The organism is Hymenobacter wooponensis (assembly GCF_004745865.1).
Taxonomy (GTDB): domain Bacteria; phylum Bacteroidota; class Bacteroidia; order Cytophagales; family Hymenobacteraceae; genus Hymenobacter; species Hymenobacter wooponensis.
This window is the reverse complement of the sequence record NZ_SRKZ01000004.1, coordinates 813216-836217: the sequence shown is the minus strand read 5'-3', so window position 1 is coordinate 836217 and position 23002 is coordinate 813216. Positions and strand designations below refer to the sequence as shown.

At 54.9% G+C, this 23002-nt stretch carries 19 protein-coding genes, 1 rRNA gene and 1 pseudogene; 13 read left to right on the top strand and 8 right to left on the bottom strand.

All coding sequences use genetic code 11. The features are described from left to right. The 7 genes and pseudogenes from rrf to EU557_RS17140 all read left to right on the top strand — a co-directional run. Window positions 1-96: ribosomal RNA gene (gene rrf / locus EU557_RS17165) — 5S ribosomal RNA — on the top strand; the annotation flags it as partial. A gap of 332 nt (window positions 97-428) precedes the next feature. Further along, window positions 429-653: pseudogene (locus EU557_RS26125) on the top strand (BatA domain-containing protein); the annotation flags it as partial. A gap of 432 nt (window positions 654-1085) precedes the next feature. Next, window positions 1086-2489 (top strand): hypothetical protein, encoded by a 1404-nt coding sequence (locus EU557_RS17160; RefSeq protein WP_245326299.1) that lies wholly within the window; start codon window positions 1086-1088, stop codon window positions 2487-2489. Further along, window positions 2440-3060, top strand: coding sequence for a DUF4199 domain-containing protein (locus tag EU557_RS26120; protein ID WP_135531680.1), 621 nt, complete (start codon window positions 2440-2442; stop codon window positions 3058-3060). Before EU557_RS17160 ends, EU557_RS26120 begins: the two co-directional genes overlap by 50 nt. Window positions 3061-3100: 40 nt before the next feature. Beyond that, window positions 3101-3625, top strand: a complete 525-nt coding sequence (locus EU557_RS17150; RefSeq protein ID WP_135531679.1) for a DUF4199 domain-containing protein — start codon at window positions 3101-3103, stop codon at window positions 3623-3625. Further along, window positions 3618-4604, top strand: a complete 987-nt coding sequence (locus EU557_RS17145; RefSeq protein ID WP_135531678.1) for a glycosyltransferase family 2 protein — start codon at window positions 3618-3620, stop codon at window positions 4602-4604. The genes EU557_RS17150 and EU557_RS17145 overlap by 8 nt, the downstream gene beginning before the upstream one ends. An 81-nt stretch (window positions 4605-4685) precedes the next feature. Next, window positions 4686-5813 carry a glycosyltransferase gene (locus EU557_RS17140; protein WP_135531677.1) on the top strand — a complete coding sequence of 376 codons (1128 nt, stop codon included), beginning with the start codon at window positions 4686-4688 and terminating at the stop codon, window positions 5811-5813. Between the two features lie 81 nt (window positions 5814-5894). On the opposite strand, the gene EU557_RS17135 is transcribed toward EU557_RS17140, so the two are convergent. Next, a complete protein-coding gene (locus EU557_RS17135; RefSeq protein ID WP_135531676.1) occupies window positions 5895-6992 on the bottom strand; it encodes a glycosyltransferase family 9 protein in 1098 nt (365 codons plus the stop codon). A gap of 102 nt (window positions 6993-7094) precedes the next feature. Further along, window positions 7095-8459 carry an adenylosuccinate lyase gene (gene purB, locus EU557_RS17130; RefSeq protein ID WP_135531675.1) on the bottom strand — a complete coding sequence of 455 codons (1365 nt, stop codon included), beginning with the start codon at window positions 8457-8459 and terminating at the stop codon, window positions 7095-7097. Window positions 8460-8625: 166 nt separating this feature from the next. On the opposite strand from purB, the gene EU557_RS17125 reads away from it, so the two are divergent. Next, window positions 8626-10770, top strand: coding sequence for a biosynthetic peptidoglycan transglycosylase (locus EU557_RS17125; RefSeq protein WP_135531674.1), 2145 nt, complete (start codon window positions 8626-8628; stop codon window positions 10768-10770). 59 nt (window positions 10771-10829) lie between these two features. Here EU557_RS17125 and EU557_RS17120 read toward each other — a convergent pair whose 3' ends face one another. The 3 genes from EU557_RS17120 to hemG form a co-directional block, all read right to left on the bottom strand. After that, complete coding sequence (locus EU557_RS17120; protein ID WP_135531673.1) at window positions 10830-11783, bottom strand: TerC family protein; 954 nt, start codon at window positions 11781-11783, stop codon at window positions 10830-10832. A gap of 60 nt (window positions 11784-11843) precedes the next feature. Continuing rightward, window positions 11844-12644, bottom strand: coding sequence for a polyprenol monophosphomannose synthase (locus EU557_RS17115; RefSeq protein WP_135531672.1), 801 nt, complete (start codon window positions 12642-12644; stop codon window positions 11844-11846). 276 nt (window positions 12645-12920) lie between these two features. Further along, entirely contained in the window at window positions 12921-14252 is a 1332-nt protein-coding gene (gene hemG, locus EU557_RS17110) for a protoporphyrinogen oxidase (protein WP_135531671.1), read from the bottom strand. A 146-nt stretch (window positions 14253-14398) separates the two neighbouring features. Between hemG and EU557_RS17105 the strand changes: the two genes are divergently transcribed. Beyond that, the gene (locus EU557_RS17105; RefSeq protein WP_135531670.1) at window positions 14399-14950 is read left to right on the top strand and encodes a D-glycero-alpha-D-manno-heptose-1,7-bisphosphate 7-phosphatase; all 552 of its coding nucleotides are present in this window, start codon (window positions 14399-14401) and stop codon (window positions 14948-14950) included. A gap of 418 nt (window positions 14951-15368) precedes the next feature. On the opposite strand, the gene EU557_RS25550 is transcribed toward EU557_RS17105, so the two are convergent. After that, window positions 15369-15527 (bottom strand): hypothetical protein, encoded by a 159-nt coding sequence (locus EU557_RS25550; RefSeq protein ID WP_167855248.1) that lies wholly within the window; start codon window positions 15525-15527, stop codon window positions 15369-15371. A 172-nt stretch (window positions 15528-15699) separates the two neighbouring features. After that, window positions 15700-17103 carry a type III PLP-dependent enzyme domain-containing protein gene (locus tag EU557_RS17100; RefSeq protein ID WP_135531669.1) on the bottom strand — a complete coding sequence of 468 codons (1404 nt, stop codon included), beginning with the start codon at window positions 17101-17103 and terminating at the stop codon, window positions 15700-15702. Window positions 17104-17387: 284 nt separating this feature from the next. Between EU557_RS17100 and EU557_RS17095 the strand changes: the two genes are divergently transcribed. Then, window positions 17388-18362: an arginase gene (locus EU557_RS17095; protein ID WP_135531668.1), complete on the top strand. Its 975-nt coding sequence runs from the start codon at window positions 17388-17390 to the stop codon at window positions 18360-18362. A gap of 51 nt (window positions 18363-18413) precedes the next feature. Here the strand turns inward: EU557_RS17095 and EU557_RS17090 are convergent, their stop codons facing one another. Then, on the bottom strand, window positions 18414-19181 hold the full coding sequence (locus EU557_RS17090) for a TerC family protein (RefSeq protein WP_135531667.1): 768 nt from the start codon (window positions 19179-19181) through the stop codon (window positions 18414-18416). A gap of 432 nt (window positions 19182-19613) precedes the next feature. Here EU557_RS17090 and argS point away from each other — a divergent pair, with 432 nt between their 5' ends. The 3 genes from argS to EU557_RS17075 all read left to right on the top strand — a co-directional run bounded on the left by argS (window position 19614) and on the right by EU557_RS17075 (window position 22998). Then, a complete protein-coding gene (gene argS, locus EU557_RS17085; protein WP_135531666.1) occupies window positions 19614-21407 on the top strand; it encodes an arginine--tRNA ligase in 1794 nt (597 codons plus the stop codon). Window positions 21408-21508: 101 nt separating this feature from the next. Continuing rightward, window positions 21509-22090, top strand: coding sequence for an LOG family protein (locus EU557_RS17080; RefSeq protein ID WP_135531665.1), 582 nt, complete (start codon window positions 21509-21511; stop codon window positions 22088-22090). Between the two features lie 329 nt (window positions 22091-22419). Next, the gene (locus EU557_RS17075; protein ID WP_135531664.1) at window positions 22420-22998 is read left to right on the top strand and encodes a glutathione peroxidase; all 579 of its coding nucleotides are present in this window, start codon (window positions 22420-22422) and stop codon (window positions 22996-22998) included. Window positions 22999-23002 lie beyond the last annotated feature (4 nt).

Genomic DNA, 23002 nt, shown 5'->3' with positions numbered 1-23002 from the left:
CGGGTGTTCACCTCTTCCCATTCCGAACAGAGTCGTTAAGCCCCGGAGCGCCCATGGTACTGCCTTCACCGGCGGGAGAGTAGGTCGCCGCCAACCTTACTAGCTGCTGAGCCGCTTTTCCCGCGTGCGTGCTGCGTCCCGGACCGAGTCCTCGGGGGATGCGCCGCTGAGAGGAGGAGCGGCTCAGTTGCATTTTCGGCCCTTCCTATTCCGGAGCATATAGGAATAGAGCAGGGCGCTATTTGAGCAGAGGCCTAGCACAGTGTGTGCCAGGCCTCTGCTGCATTTAGATGGTTTGGGTATGCTGTCCTGAATTCTTGCTGATCCATCTTGGTTACAACTATTGGTATTAAGAGACTAGCAATACTTTGTATGCGTTCAAGAGGCAAAGTTTGTGTCTATCTTCACGGTGTACTTTGTTTTTTTAGATGGCTTTAACATATCCCTGGTTTCTGCTAGGCCTGTTCGCAGTTGCTATTCCTATAGCCATTCACCTGTTTGAATTGCGCCGACCTCAACGGGTACTCTTCACTAATGTGGAGTTCATTCGGGAAGTTAAGTTGGTTTCGGCACGTCAGCGTAAGCTTAAGCATCTGCTCGTATTAGCTAGCAGGATTGGGTTGATTGCATGTTTAGTTCTTCTCTTTGCACAGCCTTTTATTCCTGCCGTCGAGCAAGGTTCTAATAGCAATGGAACGGTAGGGGTACTGATTGATCAAAGCCCTAGTATGGCCCAGCTAGGGCAGAATGGGCAACCTGTATTCGAGAATGCTATCAAAGAGGCTGATGATTTACCGCTAGCATTCCCTGCTGTTACCCAGTACAGCTTGTCAGAAAAAAGTAAGCCAACCACAGCTAGTGCTTATCGGGCAGAGGTGCAACAGCTGCAGATTTCGGGGCAGGCCGGCGAGTTAAAGCTTGCCTCCAGCCTCCAGGACGTTACTTCCGCAGGACCGCAATTCATTTTCTCAGATTTTCAAAAGAATAGTTTCTCTGCTCAGACACTAGCATCTCTTGATACTAGCCGGCAAACTTACTTAGTGCCATTGGCCGGAGGTGAGGCTTCGAACGTATTTGTTGATAGCGTGTGGTTGGACGATGCCTTCATCCGGGCTAATGTAGATGCTGTATTGCGCATCAGGCTTAGGAATGGCGGGCAGAAAGCTGTGCCTAATTGCCCCGTGAAGCTATTTGTGGGTACGAAGCAAGCTGCAGCATTGCAACTTACTGTGCCGGCGCAAGAGGAGGTGACTACTGCCGTACGAATTCGCTTGGATGGTGAGGCTGCCCAGCAATGCCGGGTAGAGCTTGAGGACTCGCCAGTAGTCTTCGATAATGCCTTCTACTTCATGCTAAAGCCTTCGACTCGTATTCGGATTGTGGAGGTAGGTGCTAACACGACGTTGAACGCACTATATGGCAACGAGCCGCTTTTCTCCTACCAGCACGTTAAGGCCCAGTTAACTGACTATCGAGCTTTGACTGACGCGAATCTGATATTAGTACAGGAAGCAAGTAGTCTTTCAACTGGCCTACGCGAAAGCATACGCCGAGCGGTACAGCAAGGCGCTAGTGTGGTTATTGTGCCATCAGCCCTACCCGCATCACGTGTGGCATACATAAGCTTCTTCAGAGAGCTAGGCCTAGGAGCTATACAGTGGCAAGAACAGCCTGCCGGAAAAGCACCCGCGCTACAGGATGTGGCTGAACCTAGCCGGCAGAACCCTTTTTTCAAAGATGTATTCGTAGGTCAGTCGCGTGCTACGGGATTGCCTAAAGCTGCGCCCGTGCTGCGTTGGTCCCGCTCGAGCAATGATATTCTGCGCCTACGTGATGGTGAAGGCTTCCTGGCATCTTTCTCAAGTGGCAAAGGGAATGTGTACTTGTTCTCTGCTCCATTTAGTCAAGGGTACTCCGACTTTACGCAGAACGCGCTGTTTGTGCCCGTTATGTACCGCCTGGCTATGCAGAGCTATCAGCAAGAGCAGCAACTGGCCTACCGCCTAAATGATCGGACCTTTGCGGTAAACCTATCAGATAATGCCAGTAACCGAGACAAGCCGGAGCAGGTATTCCATCTACGGCGAGACAGTGCTTCTTACATACCTACTCAGCGTATACAAGGAGGTCGGCTGATATTAGATGTACCTCCCGGGCTGCAGGCTCCCGGTTTCTATACACTGGTAAAAGATGGTAGGCCAGTAAGCACATTGGCGTTTAATATTGATAAGCAGGAATCGAACCTAGCGAGCTATACTGTCGCCGAGTTGAAGCAGCTTATTGGTACTGCTCACCCGAACATACACGTGTATGAAACGGGTGCAGGCCAAACGGTGGCAGCCCAGTACAAGGCCACTCGAGTTGGTACTCCTTTGTGGCGTTACTGCTTGGTGGGCGCGCTGATTTGCTTGTTGGCGGAAGGCGCTTTGCTACGTTTCGGTGAGCGGCGGCGGGCAACACCGGTTAGCCAAGTGTCGCAGGCGGCGTAGGTTGGGCAAAGTCCTCGTATCTTGCCGCATCACTAGTTTTTTGCGTTTGGAACCTGCTGCATCTTCCTCTAATCCCGGACTACGAACGGCCGTCTTATGCGGCGTAGTAACGGGTGCCCTTTGTCTTGGCTGGGTCTTGTTCCTCTATTTCACTGGCAACAACCCTTACGGCCCTAAGCGGACCTTATCAAACTTCTTTCCGCCAATTGCGGCTGTCATCAGCCAGATTCTGCTGCGGCGCTATTATGCCGATGGACCAGGCCTAGGCCGTTCAGTGGGAGTGGGGGTAGCCACCAGTTTTATTGCAGCAGCAGTAGCGGGAGCGGGGCTATACTTGTTTGCAAGAATGGCGGGACCCGAACTCATAGCACAGCATCTAGCGGAAGCCAAGAGCATTTTGGCCGCGGCGAAAGCAATGTACCTGAAGGAAGCAAATGGGCAGCAGCAGTATGATGCCACACTTCGCAATCTGGCAACTAACCCTCAGGGGCTCGCGCAAGATGAATTTTCTAAGAAGCTGCTTTTAGGTATAATGCTAAGTATCCCAGGCGGAGTGTTTTTGCGGAAATAATATACCTTTCCGGTATCTATTCATCCTGAAAGCCATATCCATGGAAAACACCACTACCTCCGTAAGCCCATCATCCGTTGGCATTCGCTATGGTCTGATTACAGGCCTAGTGATGGTAATCTTAACGCTAGGCCTCAACATGAGTGGCCTAGAGCAAAGCCCTGCAAAATGGCTTTCATTGGTAGTATTGGTTGCGGGTATCTGGATGGCGCACACATTTTTTAAGCAGCACAACCAGGGGTTCATGAGCTATGGCCAAGGCCTTGGTATTGGCTCACTATTAGGAGGAATTGCTGGCTTGCTTAATGGGATTGTTAGCTACATCTACATCAATTTTATTGATACAGAATTTATGACGCGCTCAATGGAGCGTGCACGGGCCGATATGGAGGCGCAAGGAAAATTATCCGACGAACAGATTGAGCAGGGCTTAGCCATGGCAGGCAAGTTCGCAAATGGTCCGTTTATGCTGATTGGGGCTATTCTAGGAACTCTGCTCTTCGCCTTTATCCTTTCCCTTATTATCTCTGCCATCACTAAACACACCCGTCCCGAGTTTGAGTAAGCGTCTTTCGCACCATTTTCCCGTTGAGTTGTCGATTGTCATTCCGCTACTCAACGAGGCAGAGTCATTACCCGAGCTAACACGCTGGATTCACCGCGTACTAGCACAGCACGGGCTGACGTACGAAGTAATCTTAATTGATGATGGCTCTACGGACGATTCTTGGGAAGTAATTCAGGAACTAGCGCAGGAGGATACGCACCTGCGCGGCATCCGTTTTAACCGAAACTATGGTAAGTCGGCGGCGCTAAACGTAGGATTCAAGGAGACTACGGGCCGTGTGGTTTGCACCATGGATGCCGACTTGCAAGACTCACCAGAAGAACTGCCGGAACTCTACCGGATGATCACGCAGGATGGCTTGGACTTGGTAAGTGGATGGAAGAAAAAACGCTTCGACCCACTTAGCAAAACCATTCCTACGAAGCTGTTTAACGGCGTTACCCGCTGGATATCGGGCATCAACCTCCACGACTTTAACTGCGGCTTGAAGGCTTATGATAGCCGTGTGGTGAAAAGCGTGGAGGTGTATGGCGAAATGCATCGGTACATCCCAGTTATTGCCAAGTGGGCCGGCTTCCGCAAAATTGGGGAAAAGGTGGTGCAACACCAGGAACGCAAGTACGGCACCACCAAGTTTGGGCTGGAGCGCTTCGTGTATGGGTTCCTCGACTTGATGAGCATCACGTTCGTGAGCCGATTCCGGCGGCGGCCCATGCACTTCTTTGGGGCCCTGGGCACCATGTCGTTTCTGCTGGGTATGCTGATTACGCTGTGGCTGGTGGGGGAGAAGGTGTGGCTGGCTAGCCGCAACCTGCACGCCCGCGACGTTACGGCACAGCCATTGTTCTTCCTGGCACTGGTGGCCGTGGTTATTGGGGTGCAGCTATTTCTGGCCGGTTTCTTGGCCGAAATGGTGCAGTTGAATGGCTCCAACCGCAACGATTACTTGGTGAAGGAAAAGCTGAACTTAAGTTGAACGCACACATCGTCGGGCGTTGATGCGCTAGGCCTGTAGAATACGCAGGACCAGACAGACGAGAAGCAGAAAACTATTGATATGAAAGTCGTCATTATTGGACCCGCTTATCCTCTGCGAGGTGGCCTAGCAACTTATAATGAACGGCTGGCACGAGCCTTCCGCGATGCCGGCGACGAGGTGCGGCTAGTTACGTTTTCTCTGCAGTATCCCAACTTTCTGTTTCCGGGTCAGACGCAGTTCAGCACGGAGCCCGGGCCAACGGATTTGGATATTGAGGTAAGCCTTAACTCCGTGAACCCGCTGAGCTGGTACGCGGTGGGGAATAAGCTGCGCAAGCAGCGGCCTGATTTGGTGATTTTCCGGTTCTGGCTCCCCTTCATGGGCCCATCGCTGGGAACTGTAGCGCGCCTAGTACGCCGGAACCGCCATACCCGCGTGGTGGCCATTACGGATAATATAATTCCGCACGAGAAGGGGCCCGGCGACCGGCCGCTGACCAAGTACTTCCTGTCGGCGTGCCACGGATTCGTAACGATGAGCCGGGCGGTGCTAGCCGACTTACGACGCCTGCGCTTCAAGCAGCCCGCCCAATATAAGCCGCACCCGCTCTACGACAATTTTGGCCCATTGAAGCCGAAAGCAGAAGCAGTGAAGGCACTAGACCTAGACCCGAATTTTGGGTACTTGCTGTTCTTTGGCTTCATCAGAGCCTACAAAGGCTTAGATATTCTGCTGGAAGCTTTTTCCGACGAACGCCTAGCGCAACTACCCGTGAAGCTGATTGTAGCGGGAGAGTATTACGAGGATGCAGCACCGTATGAGGCTCTAATAACCAAATACAACCTGGAGCAGCGGTTGGTGCGCGCTACTGATTTCATTCCCAATGAGAAAGTAGCCGACTACTTCTGCGCGGCCGACCTTGTCGTGCAGCCGTACAAAAACGCCACGCAGAGCGGCGTGTCACAAATTGCGTATCACTTCGAGCGGCCCATGCTGGTAACCGATGTGGGTGGCCTAGCCGAGCTTATTCCGGACGGAGAAGTGGGCTACGTAGTACCACCAAAGCCCAAAGCCATTGCCGATGCCTTGGTTGACTTTTACGAACACCAGCGCGAAGCCGAGTTTACGGCTGGCGTATGGGCCAAGAAGAAGGAATTCTCCTGGGAAGAAATGGTGAAAGCGCTCAAGGAAGTAGCGGGGCAGTAGATATGCGCATTTGAAGCTTAAAAAAGAAAGAGCCCCTGCTGTGCACACAGCAGGGGCTCATCTATGAAGGAGGTAACTGGCCTACAGTGGCAGGCTGGCCTGCACGGCAGCAAAGACTTTCTCTGCGGGCAGGTTTTCCATACAGCTCGTGCCGAGCTTGCAGGTGCCGCGGTAGAAGCAGACGCACTGCCGGTCGGGCTGCACGAGCTGGCCGCGGCCGTAGAGGTCAAATTCGTAGGGATTAAAGATGTTGTTCATCAGGATGGTGGGCTTGCGTAGGGCAATGCTGATGTGCATGGCCATCGTAACCTGCGTCACTATGCCATCCATTTGGTACATCAGGTTGATGAACTGCTCTAGAGGGAAGGTGCCCAGGTAAGCCGCGCCGGTGGCAGCTTGCAGCCGCTGGTTGCGCTCGTCCTCGGCTAGGCCACCCAACAGCACCGGGGCGTAACCAGCCTGTTGCAACTCCGCAATCAGGGTAATCCATTTCTCATCCGACCACAGGCGCGTGGTCCATCGGTCGCCGCAGCCGGTGTTCAGGCCAATGCGTAGGCCAGTAGTGGGCAGCCCCGACCAGTCGTAGCCTTTATCTTGGTGCGTGTCGAAGACGTATTCTTCGCCCTTAAACTCAAAGCCACACAGCTCGAAGATCTCCTGCACGTAGGGCTTCTGGTTTTGCAGGCTGAGCTCATCAAATACTCCGGTCAGGAACTTGTGGTCAGCAAGGGCATTGCTAGGCCAGGCCACGCCATATTCAGGATGCAGGCGGTACCCAAACTTCTGGCGCGCCCTGATAGAGTCGTGGAGGGCGCAGGCTTCCTTGTCCTTGTCGAGATTGAAAAGCAGGTCGAACTCGCGCTGCTGCAGGTGCAGCACGGCGGGCAAATCCAGCTTCAGTACTTCATCAATTTCCCCGTTCGGCAGAATGGCCGGCGTAAGCGTAAGCCACGTGATTTTAGCCGCCGGAAACTCTTGCCGGAGCCGGCGCAGCAGCGGCGTAGTACGAATAACGTCGCCGATGGCGCCGAGCTTGATGATCAGGATGCGTTGCTCAATGGGGGCATACACCGGGCAGTTGGCGCACTGGTAACCGTGCTCCTTGTTGGGGCGGCAGGGAATATCGCCACGGAAATGGCGGCAATCGGGATGAACAGTGATGCCGTTAAGTTCGGGCATGAGAGAAATTCTGGGCTGGGAAAAGAAGGTAGGAGTAGCGCGCAAGATGTAGTCCGCAACGCACGTGCTAGATACACGAACATTACGGACTACAAATGTACGTTACATGCCTACGTAGCTAGTGGGCGAAATAGCCCGCAGCTCACCTTTTACCGCCTCGCTTACCTCCAGCGTGTCAATAAACTCGCTGATAGTTGCCTGCGTCACGGGGCCGTGGGTGCGGGTAAGTGCCTTGAGCGCGTTGTACGGATCGGGGTAATTTTCGCGGCGCAGAATGGTCTGGATGGCTTCAGCTACTACGGGCCAATTGGCCTCCAGGTCGCGGCGGAGTGCTTCTTCATCGAGGGCCAACTTGTCTAGGCCACGCTGCAGCGAAGCGAGGGCAATGAGGGTGTGGCCTAGCGGCACGCCCAGGTTACGGAGCACCGTAGAGTCGGTGAGGTCACGCTGGAGGCGGGAGATAGGCAGCTTAGCGGACAGGTGTTCGAGCACGGCATTGGCAATGCCCAAGTTGCCCTCCGCGTTTTCGAAGTCGATGGGGTTTACCTTGTGCGGCATAGCCGACGAGCCCACTTCTCCAGCCTTAATGGTCTGGCGGAAGTAGCCCATGGAAATGTACTGCCACACGTCGCGGGCCAGATCAATCAGAATGGTATTGAGGCGCTTCAGCCCATCGCACAAGGCGGCCAGATGGTCGTAGTGCTCGATTTGGGTGGTGGGGTGGCTACGCTTGAGACCCAGGCGGCCTTCCACAAACTGCTGCGCAAACTGGTGCCAGTCGGTACCAGGGTAGGCCACGTGGTGGGCATTGAAATTGCCAGTAGCCCCGCCGAATTTGGCGCCGAAGGGCACCTGGCCTAGCAGCTCCACTTGCGCATCGAGGCGGGCCACAAACACTTGCACTTCCTTGCCCAAGCGGGTAGGAGAGGCCGGCTGGCCGTGGGTACGCGCCAGCATGGGCACGGCGGCCCAGTCGTTGGCGCGGGTGGCTAGCTGGTTGCGCACAATGGCGTAAGCTGGCAGCAGCGTATGAATAAGCGCATGCTGGAGGCTCAGCGGAATAGCCGTGTTGTTGATGTCTTGGGAAGTGAGGCCGAAGTGGATAAACTCCAGGTACTGGCCTAGGCCAAGCGCCGTGAACTTGTCGCGCAGAAAGTATTCTACGGCTTTCACATCGTGATTCGTAACTCGCTCATGGGCTTTTATCGCCTCCGCATCGGCCACTGAAAACTCTGTGTAGAGGCTACGCAAAGCGGGAAACAGCTCCGAGTCGACACCGCCCAGCTGGGGCAGAGGTAGCTCGCAGAGTGCGATGAAGTACTCCACTTCTATCAAAACGCGGTAGCGAATCAGGGCCAGTTCCGAGAAATACGGGGCCAGAGGAGTAGTTTGGCGGCGGTAACGGCCATCTAAGGGCGATACTGCGGTGAGCGGAGAAAGAACGGCGTATTCGGCAGCTGAAGACATGCGAAGAAGGAAGTTGAACCAGAGCGGGCCAAAGGTAACGAAAGGTCGGCCGTAGGGCCAGAACCGGCACAGGGCTTTTTCGTTACCTTTGTATCTCGAGTGGTGGTGGGTTCGGCACGAATCTGGTAGAACCGGCCGCAACTTACTTTCCTCCCTGACTGTTCGCGTGACTCCAGCAACTAAACGTAAAATCGGCATTGGCCTCGGCATTCTTGTAGTGCTGCTCGCCATTGGCCTCGGTATTTTCCTGCTCAAACGCCAGCAACTGCTCAATTTTGCCTTGCAGCAAGTGAAACAGAAGGTTGAGCGCAAGTTCCCAGTTGTGCTAACGCTGGGCCCCGCCCGCTTCACTGACCTGAATACTGTGCAATTGGAGGGCGTGAACCTGGTACCCTCGGCCCAGCCAACTGATACCCTGCTACGGGCTAAAACCGTCAGTGCTTCCCTGAGCGTGCGCAGTCTTTTTGCGGGTAGGCCAGTATTCAGCAATCTAGAAATTGATGATGCCCAGCTGACGGCACACAAAACAGCCACCACTGATAACTACTCTTTCCTCTATAAGAAACGGAAAGGGCAGCCTGTGGTGCCGCGCGATACAACCAAAGGCACGAATTATGGCCTGCTAGCCAATCAGGTGCTTGAGGCTGCATTTGATAACGTGCCTGTCGAAGCTGATTTCCGTAATTTCTTAGTTACCTACCGCAGCCCTCTCCACCGCGCTACGCTGACTATGCCCCAGCTTTCTATTGAGGATGGCGACATTAAAGGTCAGCTCACCGCTGTGGTAGACTCGGTGGTAAACCATGTAGGCGTACAGGGCCGAATTGACGCGAGCGACTACCAGGTTGACGCCCGCATCTTTGCCTTAAATAAGCGCCCGGTGGTACTGCCCTATGTGCAGCGGAAGTATGGTGCCCGCGTGCAGTTTGACACCATCCGGGTAAGCCTGACGGAAAAAAACCTGAAGGATGATGAGCTGACGGTGAAAGGCACAGCCTCCGCTACCAACTTCATCGTGAATCACCCGAAGTTGTCGGATAGCGACGTGCGTTTCCCGCGCGGCGGTATTGATTTTGTGACTCGGCTAGGCCAGGCATCTTTCGCCTTAGATAAGGGCACGCGGGTACTGCTCAATAAAATGGAGTTCTTTCCGGTGCTATCTGTGCGCCGGTTGCCGGTGCCGCAGCGCGTTATTGGCAAGGAGATTAATGGCCTCACCAACCGCAATCAGATGATGGCAGGCCTACAGGTGAAGCTGAATGTAGAATCGGGCGAAACGGCGGCTAACGATTTCTTCGCCTCTCTGCCTGAAGGTATGTTTGAGACGTTGGAAGGCACACAGGCTGAAGGCACGCTCAAGTATCGTCTGACTGCCGACCTGGACATGAATAACCTCGACAGCCTCAAGTTTAACTCGGGGCTGCAGGCGACTAAGTTCCGCGTGACGCGCTTTGGCCGTGAGAACCTAAATAAACTCAACGAGCAGTTCCCTTATACCGCTTACAACGATAAGGGGGATTCAGTGAAAACCTTTCTGGTGGGCCCTGCAAACCCTGAGTTCACGCCTTACAACCGCGTATCGGACTACCTAAAGGCAGCCATCATGACGGCCGAGGACCCGCGCTTTATGACGCACCGCGGGTTTATGGAGAAGGCCTTCGTTAAATCAGCTATTCAGAATATCAAGGAGCGGCGCTTTGCCCGGGGGGGCAGTACTATCTCCATGCAGTTGGTGAAAAACGTGTTCCTGACCCGTAAGAAAACCATCGTACGGAAGGTGGAAGAAGCGTTGATTGTGTGGATTATTGAGAACACGCGCCTCGCTTCAAAGGAGCGAATGCTGGAGGTGTACCTGAACATTATTGAATGGGGCCCGAAGATTTACGGGGTGCATGAGGCGGCTGAGTTTTACTTCGACAAACAGCCTGCTAACCTGAGCCTTTCCGAAAGCCTATACTTAGCCAGCATTATTCCGCGGCCTAAATACTTCCGCAACAACTTCAACCAGTACGGAGATATGCGCAGCAGTGCCCGCTACTTCCACCGGTTGATTGCCCAATTAATGGCGCGAAAAGGCTACATCTCCCAAGGGGAATACGAGAGCCTCGACACGTACGTAAACTTCCGGGGACGTGGCCTACGAGCTATGGGCTTTGTAGCCCGCCCCGATACCGCCCGTACGGTGGTGGCCGCCGACTCATCGCAGTATGAGCCCCTCAACCTGATTGACCTACTAGGCGGCCAGCCCGCTTCTGATGCAGGAGTTAATCAGGAAGCGCCGGCCACACCACCTACTCGCCCTAACCCCTAACACGCGAAAGCGCCCGTTGCAGCAGGCAACGGGCGCTTGTGTTTTACAGCAGTGCGTTGCTACTCTTGTTGATCTGCGGTAGTAGAAACGGGCTTTACGTCTTTCTTGGGTAAGAGGAGAGACAGGACAACGGACATTGACAGAATGAAGCCTACTACTCCCAAGGAAATACCCATGGGGATGTGGTAAATCTCCTGAAACAGGAGCTTGCCCCCAATGAATATCAGAATGAGGGAGAGGCCGTAATGCAGGTAGTGGAAAAGACGCATCAGGCCTTCTAGCGCAAAGTACAAGGCTCGTAGGCCTAACAACGCAAACACGTTGCTGGTGTACACAATAAACGTGTCGCGCGACACGGCTAAGATGGCTGGAATAGAGTCGGCGGCGAATACCACGTCGGTGGTTTCCACCATCACCAGCACCACAAATAGGGGCGTCGCAAACCGCAGGCCGTCTTTGCGCACGAAAAAACGACCCTCGTGCAGGCGGCTAGTAATGGGCAGGTGGCGGCTCAGAAACTTAACAACTGGGTTGCTATCAGGGTCTATTTCGGGCTCACCGGCGCTAGTAGCCATCTTCACGCCCGTATACACCAAGAAAGCGCCAAGCACATAGAGCAGAAACTGAAACTTGGCCAGCAAAGCCGCCCCAATCAGGATAAAGGCCGCACGCAGGATAAGCGCCCCAATGATTCCCCAAAACAAAATCTTATGCTGGTATTGCTGCGGAACCTTAAAATAGGTGAAGATGAGCAGGAATACGAAAAGGTTATCAACGCTCAGCGACTTCTCAATTAGGTAGCCCGTGAGGAACTCCATGGCTGCCTGTTTACCCAGCCAGCGGTAAACCAGATAGTTGAAGGAGAGCGAAAGCACGATCCAGAAGGCACTCCAACCCAAAGCCTCGCGCATACGCACAACGTGGGCTTTTCGGTTGAAGACCAGCAAATCAAGCAGTAACAACGCCAATACGAAGACGTTGAAGGCAAGCCAGAACAGAGGTGTGTTATCCATGTGCAGGCGTAAGGTACGTGCTAGGCGCTACTTTTAAGCGCCGCCGTTCCCCACTACTGCTTACCGGGATTCGGGAGCCGGGGTTGCGGAGGCTACTGAGGAAGTAGATATTGGAGCCAGCGATTCTTCTTTCCGGTTGAAGGGCCGGAACCAGCTGCTAACTTTCATGCGGATAACACCCAAAAAAGCTTCCTGCACAATACCCTTGCTCATTTTCGAGGTACCCCGGGTGCGGTCGGTGAAGATGATAGGCACCTCCTTGATGCGGAAGCCAAATTTGTAGGCCAGCCACTTCATCTCAATCTGGAAGGCGTAGCCCACAAAATGAATGCGGTCGAGGGGAATAGTGCGTAGTACGCGGGCCGTGTAGCACTTGAAGCCCGCGGTAGCGTCCATAATGGGCATGCCCGTGATAAAACGCACGTAAGCTGAGGCAAACCACGACATCAGCACCCGGTCCATGGGCCAGTTCACCACGTTCACACCCTGAATGTAGCGTGAGCCAATAGCCAGATCGTAGCCCTGGTAGGCGCAGGCGTCATAGAGGCGAACCAGATCGTCGGGGTTGTGGGAGAAGTCGGCGTCCATCTCAAACACGTACTCATAGCCGTGCGACAGGGCCCAACGAAAGCCATGAATGTAAGCGGTACCTAGGCCTAGTTTGCCTTTGCGCTCCTCTATAAACAGACGGCCCTCAAACTCAGGCTGCAGGCCACGCACAATGTCGGCGGTACCATCCGGCGAGCCGTCATCGATGATAAGTATATCGAAAGCTTTGGGCAACGAGAAAACCTTGCGGATAATTAGCTCCGCATTTTCGCGCTCGTTATAGGTGGGGATGAGGACAAGCCCGTCATTCATTAGTCAAAGGTAAGCGGCTTGGCCGACTTGTTAGTAGGCTGGTGGGAGGGGAAGATCAGCGTGCTGAATTGGCAGAATCAGGTGTGCACTAAACCAGAACCTGTTAGATAGGATTAGGCTGAAATAGTAAGCGGATAGACACCTACTAGCTACCGTAAATTGCACGTGGGAAAATATTATTTCCTACTGATATAACCACAGCTTACTGCCTATATGTTCACCCGGGTCACTAAAATCAACTTTTCTTAATCCGGCCTAGGTAATTGAAGTTGGTAGCTAGCTAAGGGGCGGGAAAAGCTGCTGAGCTAGGGCTTTGGCGTGGCGTACGCAATCGGGCACACCCACGCCCGCCCGCCAGTTAGCGGTGGCATGCAGGCCTAGAGGCGCCAGCGCATCCATAGCGGCGTGGGCTGGCACGATTCGGGCATCAAACTGCGGAATTGCCCGCTCCCAGTAGAAGCGGTACTGCCACACCGGAGCTTCCTTGATGCCGTAGAACCGGCTCAGCTCTTCATGCACGGCCGCTTTTTGGGTAGCTTCCGGCTCCCGCGCCTGCGTTTCGTACTGACTACCGCCCACGAAGGTGGTAAACAACACTTGCCCCGCCGGCACGCGGTTCGGGAAGATGGAGCTCGTCCAGACGCTGCCGGCGGCGTAGGGCTGCTCCACTTTGGGGTGGAGGGCTCCGAAGCCATCCAGGGGGTGCTGCACGGCCGCACGGTGGTAGGCTGAGTAAATAGCCGTCATGGGTGGATAGTAGACCTGGCCTAGAGCTTCGGCAGCTTCCGGAAACTCGGGGCGCAGCAATTCCGCCGCGGTATAAGCTGGTAACGCCAGCACCACATGGTCGTAGAGGCGGGGAGCGGGGCCAGCGGTGGTTTCCAGGGCCCAACGACCATCATCGGGGAGGCGTTGCAGCGAAGTAACGGCTTGGTTGAAGTGGGCGCGGCCCAGCCGGCTGGCTAGCTTGTCGGTGAGGGTTTGGATGCCATTTTTGAGCGTGAAAATGCGTCGCCGTCCTGCGCCACTCTTATTTTTCATGAGCCCCCGGATAACGGAGCCGTGTTCTTGCTCTAGGGCCGCGAGCTGCGGAAAGGTTTTGTGGAGCAGGAGTTTCTCCGGGTCGCCAGCGTAAATGCCCGAAATGAATGGGTTAAGAGCGTACTCTACCACCTCGGAGCCGAAGCGGCGGCGGAAAAAGCTCGCCAGCGTTTCCGTGGGGTCGGGTGGGAGGGCCGGGCGCCGCAATTCCTGCACCAGGTTCCACTTCGCTTTCAAGCTGAAAAACTTACCCGTGAGCAGCTTCGGGGGGGAAGCGGGCAACTGCCGGTACTGGCCGCCCCGCAGCACGTAGCGGTTCTGGCTCACGGCGGCCGCATCCTGAATCTGATCGGACAGGCCTAGCGCCTGCAGCAATTCCTCCAACTCAGGGCTTAGCTGCAAAGAGTTAGGGCCGGTTTCCAGCAGGTAGTCTCCCTGCTGCTCCGTGCGTACGGTGCCACCTGGCCTAGGAGCTGCTTCGAATAAGTCGTAGTAGGCTCCGGCTTTTTGCAGGTGCCAGGCCAACGTGAGGCCCGAAATGCCCCCGCCGATGATGGCTATGGTCATGAGTACAGGAATTGCGAAAGATGCTGACTGCAAAGGTACGGTAGTAATGCCAGCGGCAGGGTGGCCTAGGCCAGATAAGCGGGCTTGCTACATGCGGCTTAGGCTTCATCCGTCCGCAAAACGCTCAACCTTGTAGCTTTGGGTCAATGAAACCTGTTGATTTAGCTAGTGTGCCCCGCAACAAAGCCGTATTCCTGGACCGGGACGGCGTACTGAACGAAGAAATTGGGACGTATGTGTGGGAGCCAGATAAGTTTGTGGTGCTGCCTGGCGTACCAGAGAGCCTGGCGCGCTTGAAGCAGGCCGGCTATACCCTGGTTGTAGTAACCAACCAAGCCGGTATTGCCAAGGGCCTCTACTCGGCAGCGGAAGTGCAGGCCTGCCATGAGAAGCTGCAGTGCGCCTGCGGCGGCGTTATTGATGCCCTGTACTTTGCCTCCTCGCATCCCAGCGTAACGGAGTCCTTGTCAAGAAAACCCGACTCACTGATGTTGGAAAAAGCTATAGCTCGCTTCAACCTAGACCCCGCGCAGTGCTGGATGATTGGCGACCGGCACCGCGATATACAGGCTGGCGCTAAAGCAGGCGTGCGCGGCATACTTGTAGGCCACTCTGAAACGGTCGAGTATCAGCCGCGGGTAGCAGATCTGCCAGCCGCCACGGAGTTAATTCTCGGTACAGTTCTAAATCCAGCGTAGCTACTCGGGCAGCATCCTTGGGTACTGGTAACGACCGCGCCCGCCTATTGTCCGGAGACAAAGGCGGGCGCGCTGGTTTGTTGACGTGAACTACTGACGTTCTGAGGCCGCAGCGTTGCTAGCCATTGCGGTGGTTGCGGTTTGCGTGGCAGGCTTGGTGCTAGAGTAAGCGGGGCACTTCGTGCGGCATGAGCCAAGCGTTACACCACCAACGACTGCGAGTAGAAGCAGTTTTTTCATGTTTTAATACAATTAATAAGAGGCCAACACAGGTTCTATGCCTCTTGAAGAGAATTAGTTCACGGGTAGAACGTTCACTCAGTACAATTAATTGTATTCGGAATAAGTTTCTTTCTAAAAGAAAAAAGCCTCTCCTGCTGTAGCGGGAGAGGCTAAGTGCACAGGAAAATGTGCAAAATTACTGGCGCGGCGTGGTAGAAGATTCGGTGCTGGCCGTGATGGGAAAGGAGAGGCGCGAGGCATCCTTAGTGCCGGAGTAAGCAGGGCACTGTGACTTTTTGTTGCAAGCACCTAGGCTAAGAGTGGCCATGCAAGCCAGGAGTAAAACTTTTTTCATGTGATGATAAATAGTAGAGACGACCGGTTTCAGAGGAGTAAAGGTAGACGAACAACGGGGTGCGTCCAAGTTGGTTTTTTACAGTTTTAGCTGAAGGTGGCCTAGTGCAAGCAAAAGCCCCGTATGCGCCGCTAAAACGACATCATACGGGGCTTGGCTGTCATCAAACTTCTTAGTTGCTATATCCTAGAATACGCATCATCGAGTCGCTGCTTTGTTCTTCCGCAAACACCCGGTCGGTGAGGTTGCCATTCTCGTCGCGGTCCAGAATCACCATTTTAGGGGCTGGAATCAGGCAGTGCTTGATTCCGCCGTAGCCAGAGAGGCTTTCCTGGTAGGCGCCGGTGTGGAAGAAGCCCACGTACAGCGGCTTATCGTCTTTGGCAGGCTTGCGCTCGGGCAAGAACACTTGGTAGATGTGCTTCTCGGCGTTGTAGTAGTCCTGAGAGTCGCAGGTGAGGCCGCCCAGCTGGATTTTCTTGTACTGCTTGTTCCAGCCATTCAGCGCCAGCATGATGAAGCGCTGGTTCAGGGCCCAGGTATCGGGGAGGTTCGTAATGAACGAGCCGTCAATCATGTACCACAACTCTTTGTCGTTCTGAAGCTTCTCGTCCAGAATCGAGTAGATGGTAGCGCCCGATTCACCGACGGTGAAAATGCCAAACTCCGTGAAGATGTCTGGCTCCGGCACGCCCTCCTCCTGGCAGATACGCTGGATGGTGCGCAGCACTTCCTCCACCATATACTGGTAATCGTACTCCTTCTGGATGCTGGTCTGGATGGGTAGGCCACCCCCGATGTCGATGGTCTTCAGCGTGGGGCACACCTTGCGCAGCGCGCAGTACTGGTGCACAAAGCGGCTCAGCTCCGACCAGTAGTAGGACGTGTCCTTAATACCGGTGTTGATGAAGTAGTGCAGCATCGTGAGCTCGAAGCGCGGATCGTTCTTGATCTTCTGCTCATAGAGCGGAATAGCGTCGGCATAGCGGATGCCCAGGCGTGAGGTGTAGAACTGGAAGCGCGGCTCTTCATCGGAAGCCAGACGCATACCCACGTTGCACTTCTCCCGCACATTGTCGTGGTAGTACTCCACTTCATTGGGCGAGTCCAGAATAGGCATACAGTTCACGAAGCCATCGTTGATGAGGCGCGTGATTTCGTACTTGTATTCCTCGGGCTTAAAGCCGTTGCAGATGATGAATGTGTCCTTGCTCACCTTGCCTTTGGCGTGCATGGCTCGGATGATGCTCATATCAAACCACGAGGAGGTTTCGATATGGACATTGTTCTTCAGGGCCTCTTCTACCACAAAGCTGAAGTGAGAAGCCTTGGTGCAGTAAGCGTACGAGTACTTGCCCTGGTAGCCAATTTTCTCGATGCCCACCCGGAACCACTCCTTGGCGCGCTGAATCTGGCTGCTGATTTTGGGCAGGTAAGTGAGGCGAAGGGGAGTGCCATGTTTCTCCACCAAAGCCATCAGGTCGATGTCGTGGAAGCGGAGCTCATTCTGCTCCACTTGGAACTCCTGGGTAGGAAAGTCGAAGGTTTGGGAAATCAGGTCGTGATAAGTATCCATTCAGGGGGGAGTTGTCAGAGGCACATGAAGAAGGCAGTACGCAGTAAATCAGTTTACTGGCCTACGTTGTTCGAAATGTGCAACGGAAAGAGAGTGAGATAACTGGACTGTCTGCGGCCTTTTTGCGAACTTAGGACCCGCAAAGATACCCCCTCGCGGGGGTTTTGGTTGTGCTTTGTTCGTTGGTTGCGCCGGAAGGTCCGGGCGCGTCAAGCCTGAGGGGCGCTAGGCCTCTCAATCGGCAAGCATTAAAACCACCTTAACCTCTTTTCTGCCAATGTAATATGCGACGCATTAAGCTAGTGGAAGTCCGCTCCGAACTGGGGGCCGGAACCCGTGGTGCCAGTTTGGGCGTGGATGCCCTCAAAGTGGCCTGCCTCAATAAAGGGTCCGATTACTTCCGACGGTTCAACTCAGTACATGTGCCTGATCTGAACCACGTGCTCTTCGAGAAAAACCATTTTCCGAAGGCCAAGCACATTGATTCTATTTACACGGTGCAGAAAGGTATTGCCAGCGCCGTAGAACAAACATTACGCTTCGGGGAGTTCCCCCTGGTATTGGCCGGCGACCATAGCAACGCCTCCGCAACTATTGCGGGCATTAAGGCCACCTATCCGCACAAGACGCTGGGCGTAGTCTGGATAGATGCGCACGCCGATATTCACTCCCCGTACACCACCCCCTCCGGCAACATGCACGGCATGCCCATCGCCATATCCTTGGGCGATGATAACCTGGAGTGCCAGCGCAATTACGTAGAGCCCGAAACGGAGTTCTTCTGGCGCAAGCTCAAGAACCTGGGCGAGCCCGGCCCCAAAGTCACTGGTGAGCACCTCGTCTATGTGGTGGTGCGCGACACAGAGCAGGAGGAAGACGAGATTATTGAGCGCCTGGGCATCAAGAACTATAAGCTCGACGAAGTAAAGGCAAAAGGTACCCGCCAAGTGGCCCGCGAGATTTATGAGCGGCTGCGCTTCTGCGACATGGTCTACATCTCCTTCGACGTTGATTCCCTGGATTCGCGTTTCAGCAAAGGTACCGGCACGCCCGTAGTCGATGGCCTGAACGTAGAAGAAGCCATTAGCCTCTGCCGAGCCCTACTGGACAATGACCGGGTAGTGTGCTTCGAGATGGTAGAAATTAACCCTACTCTCGATCAGGAAAACACCATGGCCACCAACGCCTTCGACATTCTAGAAGCCGCCACCGACGCCATCCAAAACCGGTTGCGGATGGAGGAAATAGTTAGCCGCTAAAGCATGAAGCCCCTACCGGCGGTAGGGGCTTCGTTTTTGCAGAGTAGTGGCCTAGCGGCTGCGCTGGTGATAGGGTACCCCAAACAGCCAGGAGGTAAGCAGTGGCACGGCGAAAACGGCTACTGTTAGCACCGTCAGGCCTACATCGGCGGCCTCGCTGCTCAGGAATTCGGTGAAGGGATGATTGGGTAGGAAGTGTTCGAACAAGGAAAGTAGCAGCTTGAGCCCGAGCAGGCCAATAACGATGAAAGCGGCCGTTTCCAAGAACGGATACTTAGCCATGAGTAGCACAAAACCCTGCGCCACCAGTCGCATGGCCAGAATACCAATGAATACGCCGGCGCAAATCAGGATCAGGTTGTCGGTGAAGGCTACCACGGCAAACACGTTGTCGATGGAGAAGGCCAGGTCCATGAGCTCAATCAGCGCCACGGTGGCCCAGAACGGACCTAACAGGCCTAGCGTGCTGCGATAGAGCCAGCTTTGCTGCTTGTCAACGGCGTCTTCGTCGGAGCTTTTCTGCTTGTTGGCGAAGTGGTCGTAGGCCAGGTAAAGCAGGTAGAAACCGCCCAAAGGTTTCAGAAACCAGAACTGAATCAGGAACGAGGCAAACAGAATACACAAGCCTCGGAACACATAGGCGCCAATGATACCGAAGCGCAGAGCTTTGTGGCGTTGCTCTTTGGGCAGGTCAGAAACCATGGTGGCCAGCACGGCCGCGTTGTCCACGGAGAGCAGGCTTTCGATTATAACCAGGTTGCCCACAATGGCCAAGGCAGCCAGCGGGTTGTCGAGAATTTCCTGAAGATGAATGTTCATGCGGTAGGCGCAAGGTACTTATTGCCGTTAAAACGGCGAGGAGTAGTGAGCAGGGAAAGCAACGAAGCTGCCGCTAAAAATAGTAGGTAAAGCCGCCGTCCTCGTGCTAGTACGGATAGGCCTACGCAAAGGCTTACCAGCGTTGCCGAACTTTTTCGAGAGGCATCCGGCCGGGGTTTCTACCTTTGTAACAGCGGAAGCCCGGAGCGGTAGCCGCATCAACTCCCTATGAAGCCGACTCTTTGGACCCGAAATCAACGACGACTCTAGCGTAAGCCAGGGTAGGCCAGCTGCCGTGAAACCTGCAACTACAGGTAAAGTAACCGCTAGGCCTATCCGGGGTTTACGCTGCATCCGTGGTTTGGTCTCCAAATTTTCATCTTCCTGAAGTCGACTATTCGGCTTCTTACTAAGCGTATCGCTTTCGTATCCGTGCAACAACTCCAACAAACCCTCAAAGCTGCCCTCGGGGCCGCTATTAAACATGTATTCGACGTGGAGGTGGCTTCGCCCCAGCTGGCGCTGCAGCCCACGCGCAAAGAATTCGCGGGCCAGTTTACGCTCGTGACGTTCCCCTTCACTAAGGCCATCGGCAAAGGCCCCGAGCAAATCGGGCAGGGCATCGGCGACTGGCTGGTGGCCAATGAGCCGCTGGTGTCGGGCTACAATGTGGTAAAAGGCTTCCTGAACCTGGAAATTGCCGATACGGCTTGGCTGGAGGTGTTTGAGCAGCTACGCCAGCAGCCCGTCGGCGCGCCAGTAGAAACCGGCGGCCCCCAAAACGTGGTGGTGGAGTATTCTTCGCCAAACACCAACAAGCCTCTGCACCTAGGCCACTTGCGCAACAACTTCCTCGGCTACTCAGTGGCCGAGATTCTGAAAGCGACTGGTGCCACCGTCACGAAGGCGAACCTCGTCAACGACCGGGGTATTCACATCTGTAAGTCGATGCTGGCCTACCAGCAATACGGCCACGGCGAAACTCCGCAGAGCGCCGGCATCAAAGGTGACCATCTGGCTGGTAAGTACTATGTGTTGTTTGAGAAGCACTACCGCGAGCAGGTAAAGCAGCTCGAAGCCGAAGGTGTACTGCCCGACGTCGCCAAGCGCCAGGCCCCCATGATGCTGGAAGCTCAGGACATGCTCCGCGCCTGGGAAGCCGGCGACGAGGAAGTAGTAGGCCTCTGGAAGCAGATGAATGGCTGGGTGTACGAGGGCTTCGACGAAACCTACCAGAACATCGGCGTTGATTTCGACAAGTACTACTACGAGTCGGGTACCTACCTGCTGGGCAAGGAGCGGGTAGAAGAAGGCCTGCAGAAGGGCGTGTTCTTCAAGAAGGAAGACGGCTCAGTGTGGGTTGACCTTAAGGAAGAAGGCCTCGACGAAAAGCTACTGCTGCGCGCCGATGGCACCTCCGTGTACATCACCCAGGACCTGGGCACGGCCGAGCTGAAGTTCCAGGACTTCCACTACGACCTTTCGGTGTACGTAATTGCCGACGAGCAGAACTACCACATGCAAGTGCTGAAGGCGGTGCTCAAGAAACTGGGCAAGCCCTACGCCGATGCCATTTACCACCTCAGCTACGGCATGGTAGACCTGCCCTCCGGCAAGATGAAGTCGCGCGAAGGCACCGTGGTAGACGCCGACGAGCTGGTGCGCGAAGTGGTGGAAGCCGCCAAAGCCGCCACCCTGGAGAAAGGCAAAACCGAAGGCCTAACTGACGAGCAAGCGGCTGAGCTGTACCACATGCTAGGCCTGGGCGCCCTGAAGTACTACCTGCTGAAAGTGGACCCCAAGAAGCGCATGCTCTTCAACCCCGAAGAGTCGGTGAGCCTGGAAGGCCATACGGGCCCATTCATCCAGTACTCGCACGCCCGGATTTCCAGCATCCTGCGCAAAGCTGCTGAGCAGGGCGTAGCCGCCGATTCCAGCCTGACTGGCCTAGGCGAGATTCATGCCACCGAGCGGGAGATGATTCAGGAACTGGGCCGTTACGCGGCTGTTGTAGCCGAGGCTGCCACTACGCAGTCGCCGGCCGTAGTGGCGCAGTACGCCTACGACATTGCTCGGGCCTACAACCGCTTCTACACCGAGGTACCAATCTTCATCGAGCCGGATGCGGCCAAGAAAGCATTTCGGGTGGCACTATCGGCCCAAACAGCGCAGACCATTAAGGCTAGCATGGGCCTTTTGGGCATTCAGGTGCCCGAGCGCATGTAATTGGCTAGAGCCAGTTGCGCTATTAGTTACAGTATTCAGCAGCAACGCCAGCGTGTGGCGTTGCTGCTGTTTTTCTTTTGTCTTCAACTCACATACTCATAATGAAAAGCGTAGCAGTGTATTGCGGCTCTAGTGCCGGAAACAATGAAGTATATGCCCATCAAGCCCAGGAAATGGGCCGCGTGCTAGCTGAGCGTGGCATGACGCTGGTGTACGGTGGGGGCCGCGTAGGCCTCATGGGCGCTGTGGCCGACAGCGTGCTGGCGCACGGCGGCAAGGTTATCGGGGTAATTCCGGACTTTCTGGTGGCCAAAGAAGTAGAGCACCGGGGCGTAACGGAGCTGCACATTGTAAAAAGCATGCACGAGCGTAAGCTGCTGATGGCCGACCTGGCCGAAGGCTTCGTAGCTATGCCCGGTGGCTTTGGTACGCTGGAAGAACTATTTGAAGTGCTGACCTGGGGCCAGCTAGGTCTGCACAAAAAGCCCATCGGTGTACTTGGCGTGGCTGGCTTCTACGACCACCTGCTCCGCGCCCTCGACCACATGGTGGAGGAAGGCCTGCTGCGCCGCGAAAACCGCCAGCAGCTTCTGAGTAACCCCGACCCCAAAGGCCTGATTGAAGAAATGCTGGCCTATCAGCCAATAGCGCTGGAAAAGTGGCTGACGCCGCGCACCACGTAGGCCACTAAGATACCTGGAACGTCATGCTGAGCAGAGTCGATGCATTTTGCATGCTGGTGTCGCATCACGAGTAGAGACGCGTATTCGCGTCTGGGCGTGAGCTGATGTTATTTACCTCGCTCCGTGCGACTGCTAGTGTTCTAGGCCAGTTGTTAGGGCGCTATCGTTCAACGAGGAGACGCAAGTATGCGTCTCTACACGGTGCTGGCGTCAGCACATAAGGTGCTTTAACTTCGCTCAGCATGACCTTGTAGAACAAGCCGTATTTAACCTCAAACTTTGGTTATACTCCTCGGTTTGTCACTGACAACTCCCTTCAACCTTGTCCCATGAAAGCCTTTGTACTCATAGGTGCGCTGCTAGCCAGTGGCCTGTCGTTTTACCACCAAAACTCTGCTCCTGCCATGACTGAAACCACTGCTCCCGCCGCTGCCGGCACCGTCTACGACTTCACCGTAAAATCCATTGATGGCAAAGACGTGAAGTTGAGCCAGTATAAGGGCAAGAAGCTGCTCATCGTGAATACGGCTTCGGAATGCGGCTATACCCCGCAGTACAAGGAACTGGAGGAGCTCTACAAGAAGCACGGGGATAAGGTGACAGTGCTGGGTTTCCCAGCCAACAACTTCGGCGGACAGGAGCCCGGCACGGAAGCGCAGATTGCCACTTTCTGCGAGAAGAATTACGGCGTGACCTTTCCGCTGTTCAGCAAGGTCTCGGTGAAGGGCGACGATACGGCCCCGCTCTACAAGTTTCTGGCTGATAAGTCGAAGAACGGAGCGGTAGGAGATGCGCCTACCTGGAACTTCTGCAAGTACCTGGTTGATGAGCAGGGCCACGTAGTAGCTTTCTATCCGTCGAAAGTCACGCCCATGAGCGACGAACTGGTGGCGGCTATCCTGAAATAGTTTC